This window comes from Streptomyces clavuligerus (assembly GCF_005519465.1).
Classification (GTDB): Bacteria; Actinomycetota; Actinomycetes; order Streptomycetales; family Streptomycetaceae; genus Streptomyces; species Streptomyces clavuligerus.
The window spans coordinates 3,052,465-3,066,540 of the sequence record NZ_CP027858.1 but is presented as its reverse complement, the minus strand read 5'-3'; the positions used below and the strand labels follow the sequence as shown (position 1 = coordinate 3,066,540).

Genomic DNA, 14,076 nt, shown 5'->3' with positions numbered 1-14,076 from the left:
CACCGGCCGCTCTCCCGGGGTGAGCGGCCGGTCGCGGACCGTCGCACCGGGGTGCGGTCCCGGACGGTCAGAGCAGCCGCAGTACCCGGGCCGCCACCTCCCGCCCGATCGGCAGGGACGCCGTCGCCGCCGGGGACGGCGCGTTCAGCACATGGACCGTACGGGGGGCCTCCTTGATCAGGAAGTCGTCCGCCAGGGTGCCGTCCCGCAGCACCGCCTGCGCCCGCACCCCGGACGGGGCCGGGCGCAGATCGGCCTCGGTGACTGAGGGCAGCAATCGGCGCACCGCCGCCGTGAACGCCGTCTTCGACAGGGAACGGTGCAGCTCACCGGCCCCGTACCGCCAGTGCTCCCGGGCCATCTGCCAGGTGCCGGGCCAGGCCAGCGTCCAGGCCAGCTCCCGGGGCCGGACCGTCGACCGCCGATAGCCCTCGCGGGCGCCCGCGGGCACCGCGTTCGGACCGACGTGGACACCGCCGTCGATGCCGCGGGTCAGATGGACGCCGAGGAAGGGGAAGGCCGGGTCCGGCACCGGATAGACCAGCCCCCGGACGCGTGCGGGGTCCGCCAGCTCGTAGTACTCCCCCCGGAAGGGGACGATCCGCATCTCCGGGTCGTCACCCGCCAGCCGGGCCACCCGGTCGCAGTGCAGCCCCGCGCAGTTGACCAGGGCCCTGGCCCGCAGGACCCGCCCCGTCGCGGTGCGCACCGCGACGCCCCACGCCCTGCGGTCCACGGCTGTGACCTCCTCGCCGCAGTCGACCCTGCCGCCGGACTTCTCTACCAGCACCGCCAGCCGGGCGGCCACCGCGCCGAAGTCGCACACACCGGTCGTCCCCACCTGGATGGCCGCGAGCCCGCGCACCTCCGGCTCGTACTCGGTGATCTGCGCCGGGCCCAGCTCCCGCACCGGGATGCCGTTCTCCCGGCCGCGCTGGACGAGGGCGTGGAGCCGGGGCAGCTCGTCCCGTGAGGTGGCGACGATGAGCTTGCCGGTGACCCGGTGCGGCAGGTCGTTCTCGGCGCAGAACCCGACCATCTCGGCGGCGCCCCGCACCGCGAACCGGGCCTTGAGCGAGCCGGGGCGGTAGTAGATCCCGCTGTGGATCACTCCGCTGTTCCGCCCGGTCTGGTGGGCGGCCGTGGTGGCCTCCTTCTCCAGGACGGTCACCCGGGTGCCGGGAGCGGCGCGGAGGAGGGCGTGGGCGGTCGCCAGGCCGACGATCCCACCGCCGACCACCAGGACGTCGCAGTCGAAGCCACCGCGGTGGCCGGTGGGTGCCCAGGGCCCCGTCCCCGGGTCCGCCGGCCCCGGGGACGATCCGCCCGTGTCCGCCGCCGTATCCCCTGCCGTGTCTCCCGTCGCGTCCCCTGCCGTGCCCTCCCCCGTGCTTTCCGTGTCCTCCGCCGTGCCCTCTTCCCCGTCCCCGGCTCTGCCGTCGACCACCGTCACCCGCGCCACCTCCCACCCCCGATACTGCACCCGGCCACTGACAACACCGTCCGACCTGCCCGCCGAAGGTGCTGTACCCCCTGTGTCCGTACCCGAGTCCGTGCTCTGTGCCACCACCCCGTGCCACCACCCGTGCGACCTCATGGGAACGGGCCCCGCGACGGCTCGGGGCGGCCCGCCACGGGGCGGCACTGATCGGATGACGGATGACGGATGACGGATGACGGCGGCCGCGCCGCCCGGCTACACCGGTGCCATCAGCAGCGGCCTGGCCCGCTCCCGCAGCTCCGCCACCCTCGGCTCGTCCCCGTACGGCTCCAGCCGGTTCAGCAGATCCCGCACATACTCCGTGGTCCGCGCCGAGGAGATCCGCCCCGCGACCTCCACCGCCCGGGTGCCCGCCGCGCACGCCGCGTCCAGGTTCCCCGACTCCAGTTCGGCGACCGCGCTGACGACCAGCCGCAGCCCGTGCGAGCGGACGAACTCCTCCGTGGGCCGCGACAGCGCCTGCTCGGTGAAGCGCCGCACCTGCCGGGGGGCCTTGAGATCGCGGTAGCACTCGGCGGCGTCCGCGCAGAACCGGTCGTACGAGTAGAAACCCAGCCAGGTCGGGTCGCAGTCGCCCTCGCGCGAGCGCTCCAGCCAGCCCTCGGACGACTTCAGCGCCGCGCCCGCCGCCGCCGCGTCATTCGCCTTGGCATGGGCGCGGGCCTCGACCAGCCGGAAGAAACTCATGGTCCGGGCGGTGGCGAGCCCCCGATTGCGCTCGATCGCCGCCTGCGCCAGATCCACGCCCTCGTCGGCGAACCCCCGGTAGACGGCCTGGAGCGACATCGACGCCAGCACATAGCCGCCGAGCGGGACGTCCGCCGCCGCCCGGGCCAGCCGCAGGGCCTGGATGTAGTACCGCTGCGCCGCCTCCTGCTGGCCGGTGTCGAAGGCCATCCACCCGGCGAGCCGGGTCAGCTCGGCGGTCGCGCCGAAGAGCGCGCGGCCCACCTCGTCGGAGTACGAGCCGAGCAGCAGCGGCGCGGCGTCCACCCGCAGACACTCGGGGACCATGGACGAACGCCAGTCCCCGCCGCCGTACTTGGAGTCCCAGCGGCGGGCGTCCTCCGCCGCCTCACGCAGCTTGGCCACATCGCTGTGTCCCACCCGGGTGGGGGCCTCGTCGGAAGCGGTGTCGGCGGCTCCGTGGCCCCCGGGTCCCGTCCCGGGCCCGATCCCCGTGCCCGTCCCCGACCCGGTCCCCGCCCCGACGGAACTCCCCGCTCCGGAGGCCGTCCCACCCGGCTGCCCGACCCCACCGTGCCCGATACCGCCGGGGCCACCGCTTCCGTGACCGGCGGCCCCGGCGCCCCCCGCCTCCGGTATCCGCTCCACGGAGGGGTCCGCGGGCGTTATCAACCAGCGCGAGGCGGGGGTGGCATACGCGCTCACCGAGAAGGAACCGGCCAGCGACTGCCAGATCCCGCCACTTCCCGCTCGTCTGCCCGCCAGGTCCAGGCGGTACAGCTCGGTCGCCGACTTCACGGCGGCCCCCACATCGCGGGGGAAGGCGAGTCCGACCTCGGGCGCGGGGTCGGCGTCGGCGAGCCCGATCTCGTGCAGCGGCACGGGGCGGCCCAGCTTGGCGCCGATCGCGGCGGCGATGAGATGGGGTGCGGCGCCCTGCGGCACCATGCCCTTGGACACCCATCGCGCCACGGAGGTCTTGTCGTAACGGAGGGTCAGACCGCGCTGCGCGCCGAGGTCGTTGACGCGGCGGGCCAGTCCCGCGTTGCTGATTCCCGCGAGGGCGAGAACGGTGCCGAGCTTTTCGTTCGGCCCGCGTTGCTCCCTGGACATGGCCCACCCCTCGACACACAGACGGCCGCCGCGTCCCTGTCCGGCGTGCGGCATTCGTACGGAAGCCTGCGCCGCCGGGTGGCTCCCGTCCCCCGGTCCGCGGTCCCGGTTGCAAAAGTGCCTGGCCGAGCCCATCGGAGTATGCCCGTCGGTGCAGAACATCAGCGAACACAGCGTAGTTCGCTGCATCCCGACCGTTAAGAGGCGGTGTTCCGTATGGCGAGATTGTTGTGCGTGTACGGAGGTTCCCTCCGGATGATTTCGGGGCAGGAGCGCCGGTGTGCCCCGCTGTGCCCCGTGCGTGTGGCCGTGCGCCCGTGTGTGCGCTCTGTGCGGGGGAGGGGTGCGGGCGCTTCCATGGGTATCGCGTGGGTCGGCCTGCTGTGTACGGGAATCAGCGGGCCGGGGGACGCCGTCGCCTTCAATCCCCGTGGGTGACGGCCCGGTCCGGGAGGCGGACTGCGCCTCCCGGGCTGCTGGACGCCGATCCCGGACTCTCCGGTTCCGTTCTGCCGCCGGAGGTCGCGCGGTCCTCTGTGCTGCCCGGACTCTGTCCGAGATTGGCCGGATCTCGACTGTCTGTCTTGCGTATTAAGTCGCGTCCCACTCCCGTCCGCCGCACCGGTGTCCGTCGTACTCCCCTGTCCGTCGGTTCTCAAGTCCCCGTCCCTGTGCGCACGTTCACTTTTCGCACCTGCTACCCATGGCGCCACCGTGCGCCGCCTTCGTGGCAGCATGGTCCCGAACGGCCGGACGCGCCCCTTCCCGCGAGGGTCCGGGAGCGCCCCGGCGGGCCGGGGGAGGATCGTGCCGCCCCGCGGCCCCCGGACGGCCGGAGTTGTCCACAGCCTGTGGAGGCGCCGATGCGGTGGTTGGTGGGTTGGAGCGGTATCGCCGCCGACTTCCCCACGGCCGCGGCGTTCACCGACCCCGGCACCGCACCCGCCGGGTACATCGGGGACGCCGACGAGGGCCGCACCGTCCAGCCGGTCGGCTCCCAACTGCTGTGGGGCGACCCCGACCCGCTCTGGGCCGTCGGCGACTGGCGTCCCGACGAGGTCCGTGTCGTCGGCCTCGACCCCGCGCCCCTTCCCGGGCAGTTCCCCGGTTCCGCGGCCCCGCAGCACGGCCTCGCGACCGGCTGGACCCGGATGGCCGTCCTCGGCTGCTGCGCCGCGAGCGACGACGAACTGCGCGCCGGACTCGTCACCGCACGCGGCGGCGCCCTGCGGCACCTCACCTCATGGCCCGGCAGCTACCTCGTCGTCGTCCAGACCGCGGGCGGCACCCCCGGCCAGACCCGGGGCCGGACCACCGTCCTCGGCGACCTCGCGGGAGCCCGCCCCGTCTTCCACACCCCCTGGCAGGGCGGCACCGCCTACGCGACCGCCGCCCTCCCGCTCGCCGACCTCGTCGAGGCCCAGCTCGACATCGGCCATCTCGCCGCGCTGCTCGCCTGCCCCGAGACCCCCGAAGCCTTGGGCGACTCCACCCCGTACGAGGGGGTACGGCGCGTTCCGCCCGGCCACGCGCTGATCCTGCGCGAGGGCTCCCGGGAGATCACCGGGTACGAACCCGTCGCGTCGCTCGCCGTCGCGGGCCCGCGGATCGAGGCCGACCGCGCCGTCGACGGCATACGGGACGCGCTCCTCGACGCCGTGCGCGCCCGGCTGACCGCCCCCCGGCACGCGCCCCACGCCCTGCCGCCCGACCCCGGGCCGGTGCCCGGGATGGGCCCCGCGGACCGGCGCGCCCGGCGCGGCGCCCCCGCGCCAGGGATCGGCGCCGACCTCTCCGGAGGAAGCGCCTCCGGGACGCTCGCCCTGCTCGCCGCCGGGCTGCCCGGCCGCCCCGGCACCGTCATGGGCCACGGCACCGGCGCCGGGGAACGCCTGCTCGCCGTCACCTACAACGACCTCACCGACGAGGGCCGCGCGGCGGAGCTGGAACGGGCCCGCGCCATCGCCGACGACCCCCGGCTGCACCATGTCGTCGTCGCCGCGGGGGACGAGGGACTGCCCTACGCCGGTCTGGCGAACGCTCCGCTCACCGACGAGCCCGCCCCCTCCCTCGTCCTCGCCGAACGCCACCGCGGCCGGCTCGCGGCGGGCAGCGCCGACCACTTCAGCGGGGCGGGCGCCCGCCAGGTGCTGGACGCCCACCCGGCCCGGCTCGCGGACCTCCTGCTCGACCGCAGACGCCGCCATCTGCTGCGGCCCGTGGCGGCCCTGGCCCGCGCCGAGGGGACGTCACCGGGGTCGGTGTTCGTCCCGCTGACGGTCTACCGGGCCGCCCGGCGGCTCGCCCGCACGCCCTACCGCACCGGCCTGGAGACGGCGGCCGACCGGCTCGCCGAGGCCAACCGGCCCACCGGCCGCCCCTCGCTCGGCCCCGTCGACGCCTCCCTCGCGGCCCTGACCTGGTCGCGCCCCGGCCCGGCCGCGCGCTGGCTCACCGGCGAGGCCCTGGCCGAGGTGGCGGTCCGGCTCGCCGAGGCCGCCACCCGGCCCGTCGTCGTCCAGCGCCCGGGCGAGGCCCGGGCCAGGGCCGCCCTGCACCGCCACGCCGCCGGACAGCGCGTCCTGGAACAGGCGGCGGAGGTGCGCAGCCAGCGCGTGCACACCCCGTTCCTCGACAACCAGGTCGTCCGTGCCTGCCGCGACCTCCCCGAGTCCCTGCGGGTCCGGCCCGGCGCCCGCGCCGAGATCCTGCGGACGGTCCTCGGGGGCGCGGGGGTCCGGGCGCTGCCACCCGGCTGGGGGACGCCCACCCACACCTCGTCCGCGGAGACCGCCCGCAAGGGGCTGCGCGCCGCACTGCCCGAACTGATGGCCCTCTTCGACGTCCCGCTGCTGGCGGACGCCGGGCTCGTCGAGGCCCGCGTCGTCCGCAAGGCCCTGCGCGCCGCCTCCGAGGGCGAACCCCTCCCGCTCGACGGCCTCGCCGACCTGGTCGCCACCGAACTCTGGCTCCGCCGCCTCCTCTCCCGCCGCGGCACCTGCTGGACCGGCACCGCCGCCCCCCGCACCCGCGCCGTCGCCACCGGGGTCCCGCCCCGCCCCTCCCTGCGTTCCTGACCACCCCGACCGCCCGGCGGACGGCTGCGGGGTACCGTCCCGCCGCACTCCAGGGCAACGGGTGAACGGGGATACGCGCCCGCCCCGGCGACCCCTTGCGGAGGGAGAGCGCCCGGACCCCGACAGTCGCCCCCCGGCTGCCCGACGACGGATACGAGGGCGTGCGGAACGCGGTCGCCCGCGCGGCCCGTCGACACACCGCCCGGGAGCGCCCGGACCACGAACGCCCGGACGGCGGGCCGTGCGGACGACGGGGAGCGGCGGGTCGTGCGGAGCTGTACCCAGACGTACCCGAGCGCCGCTCGGGCGCACCGGATGCCGGACCGCGCCCGGCTCGCCAGTACCGCGGTGTCGAGCCGGGTGCGCGGGACGCGGTCGTCCGCACGGCTCCGCCGCGAGGGCTTGTTGACGCGTCGCCCGGGAGCACCCGGGCCGCGGCAGGCCGTGGCGCGTCGGCGGACCGGCCGTCCGGCGGACGCCCGAGCGGGCCACGGCCGCCCGCACACGGGCCGCCCGGACACCGAACGTGTGGAGCGCCGGGAGCGGTGGGCCGTGCGGAGCGGTTGCTCAGGCGCACCGGAGCGTGGGCCGTGGGGGACGGGTGCTCAGGCGTACCAGAGCCGTGCTCAGGCGCACCGGATGCCGGACTGCGCCCAGCTCGCCAGTACCGCCGTGTCGAGCTGGGTGTGCGGGGTGACGACGAGCCGGATGGAGGTCCGGCCGGTGATCGGCACCCGGAGCCGGACGGCCGGGTCGCCCGAACGGACCACGGGCGACTTCCACAGCCGCCGTTCCTTGCCGGACGCCGAACTCCCGTACACGGAGAAACGCACGGAGAAACGCACCGGGAAGCGCGCCGGGCCCCAGCCCGTCATCAGGTCGTCGACCCCGACCGCGGCCTCGTAGCGGGAGCAGCGGCGGTTGAGATCGATGGTGACGGACGACGCGCCGTGCACCGTGGCCCCGTGCCGGTAGTGGACCTCCCCGATCGACAGCCCGGGCCGCTGCCAGAACCAACTGCTCGCACCGCTGCGCACCTCGGGTCCCGTGCCGTCGCCCTCATGGCTGTGGCGCAACTGGCTGAGCCGGTACATCGTCGGCGCCGGTGCGCTCGCCGAGGGCGACGGCCTCGGCGACGGTTTCGGCGGTGCGGGCCTCGGTTTCGGCTTCGGCGGCGGGGACGGCTCCGGCTCCGGGGGGGTGGGCCGCGGCGGCACGGAACGCGACGGCTTCGGCGACGGCCGCGCCGGAGAGGGCTTCGGCGCGGGCGGCGGCACGGCCCGCGGCGGTTTCGGCGCGGGCTTCGGGGACGGCGGTGCGGGCCTCGGCGGCGGTGGCGGGTCCGGCGGTGCGACGGTCCGCGCGGCGGGCGGCTTCGCCCGGGGCTCCGCGGGCTCCCCGGGGCTGCCCGTGAGGGCCCACACCAGCCCGGCCGCGGCGGCGACCGCCGCCAGCGCGCCGATGCCCGCCTTCGCGGGCATGCCGAGCCCTTCGGAGGCCGCCGCGCCTCCGGCGGCCGTGCCCCCGGACCCACCGGCCGTCGCCCCCGAGCCCGTGGCAGCGGCGGCGGCACCCGCACCGGCCGCGCCCGCGACCCCTCCGGCGGCGATCCCGGCGGCCTTGAGGGAGTAGCCCGCCGCGAACCAGCCGATGACGGCGACCGGCAGCAGCGCCGGAATCCCGGCGTTGACGTGCTCCAGCTCGCCCGCGGCCAGCCGGCACTTGGCGCACTCCTCCAGATGCTTGCGCAGCCCCCGCTCGGCCCGCATCCGCAGCCCGCCCCGGGCGTACGCGCCCAGCCGGTCGGCGTAGCGCGCGCAGTCGCCGCCGGAGGTGAGCGCGGAACTCACATGCGCCTGGAGATACGCCTGCTTGAGCCCTTCCCTGGCGCGGCTCGCGAGCACCGCGGTGGCGTTCGCGGTCAGCCCGAAGAGCGGCGCCACCTCGCTGGGGGACTCCTCCTCCACCGTGGTGTGCCACAGCACCGCCTGCCAGCGCTCCGGCAGCGACCGGAACGCCTGCACCGCCAGCGACCGTTCGGCCTCCCGCATGGCCCGCACATCGGCGCCGAGGTCCAGCGTCATATCGGCGGAGACCTCCACCGCCCGCCCGGCCTCCGCCGCGAACAGCGCGAAGTCCTCGACGAGTTGCTCCCGCCGGGCGCTGCGGGTCCACCCGGCGGCCACCCGCCGGACGGTGGTCAGGAGATAGGCCCGTACCGCCTGCTCGGGCCCCGCGCCGCCGCGCACGGCCTGGAGCGTCCGCGCGAACACCTCGGCGGTCAGGTCGTCCGCCGTATGGGCGTCACGGCAGCAGGAGCGGGCGTAGCGTCGTACGGCGTCCGAGTGACGCCGGAACAGCTCCGCGTAGGCGCTGTCGTCACCGGCGCGCATCCGCTGGATCAGCTCGGCGTCGGACGGCCCGGTATCGCGCGGGGGCGGCAGCACCGAATCGCTTCCCCCGCTCCCGGCCCGCTCCCGCTGCGGCGGAACGGAGGGCTCCCGGGGCTCCGCCGCGGCGTCGGCGGTGAACCCGGGGGAGTCGTCCGCCCGGGCACCGGCCGTCCCCTGACCGGGTACCACGGGCCCGCCCCCATGCGCTCCGCCCGGTGCGCCACCACGGCCGGCCGTCCCGGCACCCGGCCCACCGGGACCGGGCACCCGGGGATCGACGGGCACCCGGGGATCGGCGGGTATCCGGGGGTCGACCGGCGGACGAGGGCCACCGGGGCCACGAGGAGCGCCGACGGCGTGGGAACCACCGGACGCACGGGGGCCGACGGGCCCGCCCTGCCCCGGTACCTGGGGCGAGGGCAACCCGGAAGATTCCGCTCCGGCCGTGCCGTCCGTACCGCCCGAGCCGCCCACGGGCTCATCCCGTGCGTCCCGCCCGTCACCGCTCATCGCGGAAACCCTCAATCATCGCGGAAGCCACCGTCAGCACCTCTGACCCGAACACCGGGCCAGCGTGCCACACGGGCCACCGCACGGCGGACCTCCGGCGGTGTCAACCACTCATCCGGGGAATCCGGGGAGAAGTGATCGAAAATCCGCGCGCGGCCCGGCCGCGCCGACGCCCTCGGGTCAACCCGACCGGGGTCTCAGCCCCTCCAGCAGAATGTCCAGCAGCCGGGACGAGGCCGCGGCCTGCTGCGCGGCGTCCGGCAGCGAGGGAGCGGCCGTCGCGATCACCAGCAGCACATCCGCGACGGTCACATCACCGCGCAGCTCACCCGCGGCCCGCGCCCGGTCGACCAACTGCCCCACGACCTCCAGCAGATCGGACGCACCGGCGTCGTCCTGACCCCCGTCGGCCGCGACGGTCTGCGGACCGACGATCCGCAGCTCCGGCTGGACGGCACCCGACACCCCCGGACCGCCCGACACCCCCGGCACACTCGCCCGCTGCGGCGGCACCCGCGTCTCGTCCCGGGCCGTGTCCTCCGGCTCCACGCCCACCCGCAGCACCTGCGGCGGCAGCAGCCGTCCCGCGCCCGAGGCGACCGACGTCCGCAGGAACCGGGCCAGCGCGGACCACGGCTCCTCCTCCTGCCCCAGCGCCGTACGCGCCTGCTCGGTCAACCGGGAGGTCTCCTCCTCGGCTATTCGGCGCACCAGCACGTCCTTGCTCGGGAAACGGCGGTACACCGTCCCGACACCCACTCTGGCCCGGCGCGCCACGTCCTCCATCGGCGCCCCGTACCCCAGCTCGCCGAAGACCTCGCGAGCCGCCCGCAGCACATGCTCAAGATTGCGCTGCGCGTCCACCCGCAGCGGAGCCGAGCGGCCGGTCACGCCCGCTCCCACCCGCCCGTTCCCGTCGCTGCCCGTGCCACCGCTCTGCACCTGTGCCTCCGCGGTCGGCGGAACGGCAGCCTGCCAATGCGAATCATGAATGGTCATACGGGTTCCCCCGGTCACTGTGTCTCCCCCCGGAGACCCCCCACCTGGTCCGCCGGGCGCGCCTTGACCAAGCACCCCGACGAGGTACGAACATAGTTGAGCTGGGGTCAATTCAGAAGAGGGTAGTTCCGCACGGAGCGCCCCCCGATCGGAGCAAGGACCGGAAGGCTACCGTTTACGCCCTGCGCGTCCGACCCCTCCGCCGCCCCTGACCTGCGCACCTTCTCCAAGGCCCGAGAGCGCGGCCGATTCCGGCCGCCCCTCGTCTCCGGTCACACAATTTGCCGGGCCTGTGGACAAACGCCGGGGACCGTTGCGTCATGGGATGGTGAAGGAAGCTGACTCCCGGGGCCAGATCCCCGGCACCCCGCCGTCCGCGCGCCCCTGTGGCAAGCGGCTCCTCGTCCTCGGCGGCGGCTATGTCGGGATGTACACGGCCCTCCATCTCCAGCACCGGCTCAAGGGGGAGCTGGCCCACGGCGCGGCCGAGATCGTGCTGATCACGCCCGACCCGTATATGACGTATCAGCCCTTCCTCCCCGAGGCGGCGGCCGGTTCCATCTCACCGGCCCATGTGGTGGTCCCGCTGCGGCGGGTGCTGAGCAAGTGCCGGATCATCATCGGCGAGGCCACGGCCGTCGACCACGCCAAACGCACCGCGACCGTCACCACCCTCGCCACCGAGGAGGAGGGAACCGGCGCCACCGAGCTGACGTACGACGAACTCGTCATCGCCCCCGGCTCGATCTCCCGCACCCTCCCCGTCCCCGGCCTCGCCGCATACGGCATTGGTTTCAAGACACTCGAAGAAGCCATCGGACTGCGCAACCATGTCATCGAACAGATGGACATCGCCTCCTCCACCCGTGACCCCGCGCTCCGCGACGCCGCCCTGACCTTCGTCTTCGTCGGCGGCGGCTACGCCGGGGTCGAAGCCCTGGGCGAACTGGAGGACATGGCCCGCTACACCGCCCGCTACTACCACAACATCAAGCCGGCGGACCTGAAATGGATTCTCGTGGAGGCCAGTGACCGCATCCTCCCCGAGGTCGGTGAGGAGATGGGCGGCTACGCCATCCGCGAGCTGCGCTCCCGCAACATCGACGTCCGTCTGGAGACCCGGCTCGACTCCTGCGAGAACCGGATCGCCCGGCTCAGCGACGGCAGCCGCTTCCCCACCCGTACCGTCGTGTGGACCGCGGGCGTCAAACCCGCCCCGCTGCTCGCCGCCACCGACCTCCCCCGCAACAGCCACGGCCGACTCCGCTGCACCCCCCGTCTCACCGTCGAGGGAACGGAACACGCCTGGGCCGCGGGGGACGCCGCGGCCGTCCCCGACATCACGTCCGACGACCCGGACGCGCTGTGCGCCCCCAACGCCCAGCACGCCGTCCGCCAGGCCAAGGTCCTCGCCGAGAACCTCGCCGCGTCCCTGCACGGCAAGCCGCTCAAGGAGTACGCGCACCGGAACGCCGGTTCCGTGGCCTCCCTCGGCCTCCACCGGGGCGTCGCCCATGTGTACGGGCGCAAGTTCAAGGGCTACCCCGCGTGGCTGATGCACCGGATCTACCACCTCAGCAGGGTCCCCACCCTCAACCGCAAGGCCCGGATCCTCGCCGAGTGGACCCTCTCGGGACTCTTCAAACGGGAGATCGTCTCTCTCGGCTCGCTGGAACACCCGCGCGCCGAGTTCGAACAGGCCGCGGGCGGCGGCACCGGCCGGAACACGCCGAAGCCCCCATCGGGCGGCGGCGGCCCCAGAAGCACCTGACAACGGAACGCGGAGCCCGCCGCCACCCCCGAAAGGGGCCCGGTGGACCTCCGGACGACACCGGCTGTCAGTACGTTCGGTCACACTGGACGTGTGACCATAGGTGGGCTCACATTTGCACAGAGTGACCCCTGTGACCCTTGGCGACAACCATTGAGGCTAGAAAGTCAGTGAACTTCACGCGTTGGAGCGCAAGGCTCCCCGGTACGCAGCGCCGCGCCGCAGCGCGGAGGTCCGACCGAGGAATCTCCACGGCACCACCGCGCCCGGCCCAGCGGGACGCCGGTGACCGGGGAGACGGCAGGGCCGACGGACGCGGGGAGAGCCCGGTCCCCGCCGCCCGGGGCGAGACCGCGCACGACGAGGCCGACTGCCCGGCCCCAACCGCCGCCGACGGCCCGGAGACCTCCGCCGTCGGCACCGCGCCCGCCACCGCCCCGGCCGCGGGTGACCCCGCCGGCCCACCGGGCGCCGCCGCCCCGCTGCCCACCGCGCCCGCGCTCGACGACGTACCGCTCCGCGAGATCCTCGGCCGACTGCCCGCCCTCGTCGTCCTCACCTACGGCAGCGACCACCGCGTCGCCTATGTCAACGACGCCTACACCGCGGCCTTCGGCCCCCGCCCCATCGGCCTCCGCGCCGCCGACTCCTGCCCCGAGCTGGCCGAGCTGAGCCTCCACCCCCTGATGGACCAGGTCCTCCGCAGCGGCCGTCCCCGTACCGTGAAATCGCGCAAGGTCGCGTCCGGCGGCTCGTACACCGTCACCTGTCTGCCGCTCGAACTGCCCGGCCGCGGCAGCGGCGTCCTCGTCTTCGCGGCCGACGTCACCGACCACGCCGAGGCCGCCGAGCGGCTGCGCGCCAGCGAGCGCCGCCAGCGCGAGATGGCCGTCACCCTCCAGCGCTCCCTCCTCCCCCAGGAGCTGGAGCAACCCGACGACCTGCGGATCGCCGCCACCTACCAGCCCGGCAGCGAGGACGCGGCCGTCGGCGGCGACTGGTACGACGTGATCACCCTCGGCGCGGGCCGCACCGCCCTCGTCATCGGCGACGTCATGGGCCGGGGCGTACGCGCCGCCGCCGTCATGGGCCAGCTCCGCACCGCCGTACGCGCCTACGCCAGACTCGACCTGCCCCCGCACGAGGTGCTCCAGCTCCTCGACGGACTCGCCGCCGAGATCGACGCCAGCCAGATCGCCACCTGCGTCTACGCCGTCCACGACCCCAATGAGGGACGGCTCGTCTACGCCTCGGCCGGACACCTCCCCATGCTGGTGCGCGACGAGGACGGAACGGTCCGCCGCGCCGCCGAACCCACCGGCCCGCCGCTGGGCACCTGCGGCTGGCTCCACAGCTCCGGCACCATCGCCCTGCCGCCCGGCTCCAGCGCCGTCCTCTATACGGACGGTCTCGTCGAGCGGCGCGGGGAGGACATCGACGAGGGCGTGGCCTCGCTGGAACGGGCCCTCGCCGGGGCCGCGGGCAGCCCCCAGGTCGTCTGCGACCGGCTGCTCCGCTCCCAGGGCGTCACCGCCGACCACGACGACGACGTGGCCGTGCTCGTGGTCCAGCACCCCTGCCGCACCGGACCGGCGGCCGAGCTGTTCCACAATGCCGCGCTCGACCTGCTCGGCGGCACCGAGGCCGCGCCGCGCGCCCGCGCCTTCGCCTCCGGGGTGATGGCCTCCTGGCGCTTCTCCCCGGAACTGCACGACCTCGGTGTGCTGGCCACCAGTGAGCTGGTCGCCAACTCGCTCCAGCACGGCACCCCGCCCATGCGGCTGCGGCTCCGCCGCACCGACCGCCGACTGATCATCGAGGTCACCGACGGCGACGACCATCTGCCCCGCCGCCGCAGGGCGGAGACCGAGGACGAGTCGGGCCGCGGTATCTCCATCGTCGCGACGATCGCCTCGTCCTGGGGCTGCCGCCGCACACCGGGCGGCGGCAAAGCGGTCTGGTGCGAGTTCGCCCTGCCCGTCTAGCCGTCCAGCCACCGGCCCCGGACCGGCCCCGGTCCAGCAG

7 protein-coding genes are annotated in these 14,076 nt (G+C 75.1%); 3 read left to right on the top strand and 4 right to left on the bottom strand.

The genetic code is table 11. The features are described from left to right. Positions 1-67 precede the first annotated feature (67 nt). Both lhgO and CRV15_RS12780 read right to left on the bottom strand, forming a co-directional pair. A complete protein-coding gene (gene lhgO, locus CRV15_RS12785) occupies positions 68-1,243 on the bottom strand; it encodes an L-2-hydroxyglutarate oxidase (protein ID WP_029182989.1) in 1,176 nt (391 codons plus the stop codon). Positions 1,244-1,696: 453 nt separating this feature from the next. After that, positions 1,697-3,301: an NsdA family TPR-like regulatory protein gene (locus CRV15_RS12780; protein WP_009997028.1), complete on the bottom strand. Its 1,605-nt coding sequence runs from the start codon at positions 3,299-3,301 to the stop codon at positions 1,697-1,699. 863 nt (positions 3,302-4,164) lie between these two features. Between CRV15_RS12780 and CRV15_RS12775 the strand changes: the two genes are divergently transcribed. Next, positions 4,165-6,378 carry an asparagine synthase-related protein gene (locus tag CRV15_RS12775; RefSeq protein ID WP_009997030.1) on the top strand — a complete coding sequence of 738 codons (2,214 nt, stop codon included), beginning with the start codon at positions 4,165-4,167 and terminating at the stop codon, positions 6,376-6,378. 626 nt (positions 6,379-7,004) lie between these two features. Here CRV15_RS12775 and CRV15_RS12770 read toward each other — a convergent pair. Further along, positions 7,005-9,281 (bottom strand): sigma-70 family RNA polymerase sigma factor, encoded by a 2,277-nt coding sequence (locus CRV15_RS12770; RefSeq protein WP_078566365.1) that lies wholly within the window; start codon positions 9,279-9,281, stop codon positions 7,005-7,007. Positions 9,282-9,461: 180 nt separating this feature from the next. After that, a complete protein-coding gene (locus tag CRV15_RS12765; protein WP_003953584.1) occupies positions 9,462-10,280 on the bottom strand; it encodes a TetR/AcrR family transcriptional regulator in 819 nt (272 codons plus the stop codon). A gap of 325 nt (positions 10,281-10,605) precedes the next feature. Here CRV15_RS12765 and CRV15_RS12760 point away from each other — a divergent pair, with 325 nt between their 5' ends. Beyond that, positions 10,606-12,051 (top strand): NAD(P)/FAD-dependent oxidoreductase, encoded by a 1,446-nt coding sequence (locus tag CRV15_RS12760; protein ID WP_009997033.1) that lies wholly within the window; start codon positions 10,606-10,608, stop codon positions 12,049-12,051. Between the two features lie 170 nt (positions 12,052-12,221). After that, on the top strand, positions 12,222-14,036 hold the full coding sequence (locus CRV15_RS12755) for an ATP-binding SpoIIE family protein phosphatase (RefSeq protein ID WP_003953581.1): 1,815 nt from the start codon (positions 12,222-12,224) through the stop codon (positions 14,034-14,036). Positions 14,037-14,076: the final 40 nt, after the last annotated feature.

Excerpts from the sequence above, each read along its gene's own strand:
- CRV15_RS12780 (WP_009997028.1), bottom strand. The coding sequence starts at position 3,301 with ATGTCCAGGGAGCAACGCGGGCCGAACGAAAAGCTCGGCACCGTTCTC.
- CRV15_RS12775 (WP_009997030.1), top strand. The coding sequence starts at position 4,165 with ATGCGGTGGTTGGTGGGTTGGAGCGGTATCGCCGCCGACTTCCCCACG.
- CRV15_RS12770 (WP_078566365.1), bottom strand. The coding sequence starts at position 9,281 with ATGAGCGGTGACGGGCGGGACGCACGGGATGAGCCCGTGGGCGGCTCG.
- CRV15_RS12765 (WP_003953584.1), bottom strand. The coding sequence starts at position 10,280 with ATGACCATTCATGATTCGCATTGGCAGGCTGCCGTTCCGCCGACCGCG.
- CRV15_RS12760 (WP_009997033.1), top strand. The coding sequence starts at position 10,606 with ATGGTGAAGGAAGCTGACTCCCGGGGCCAGATCCCCGGCACCCCGCCG.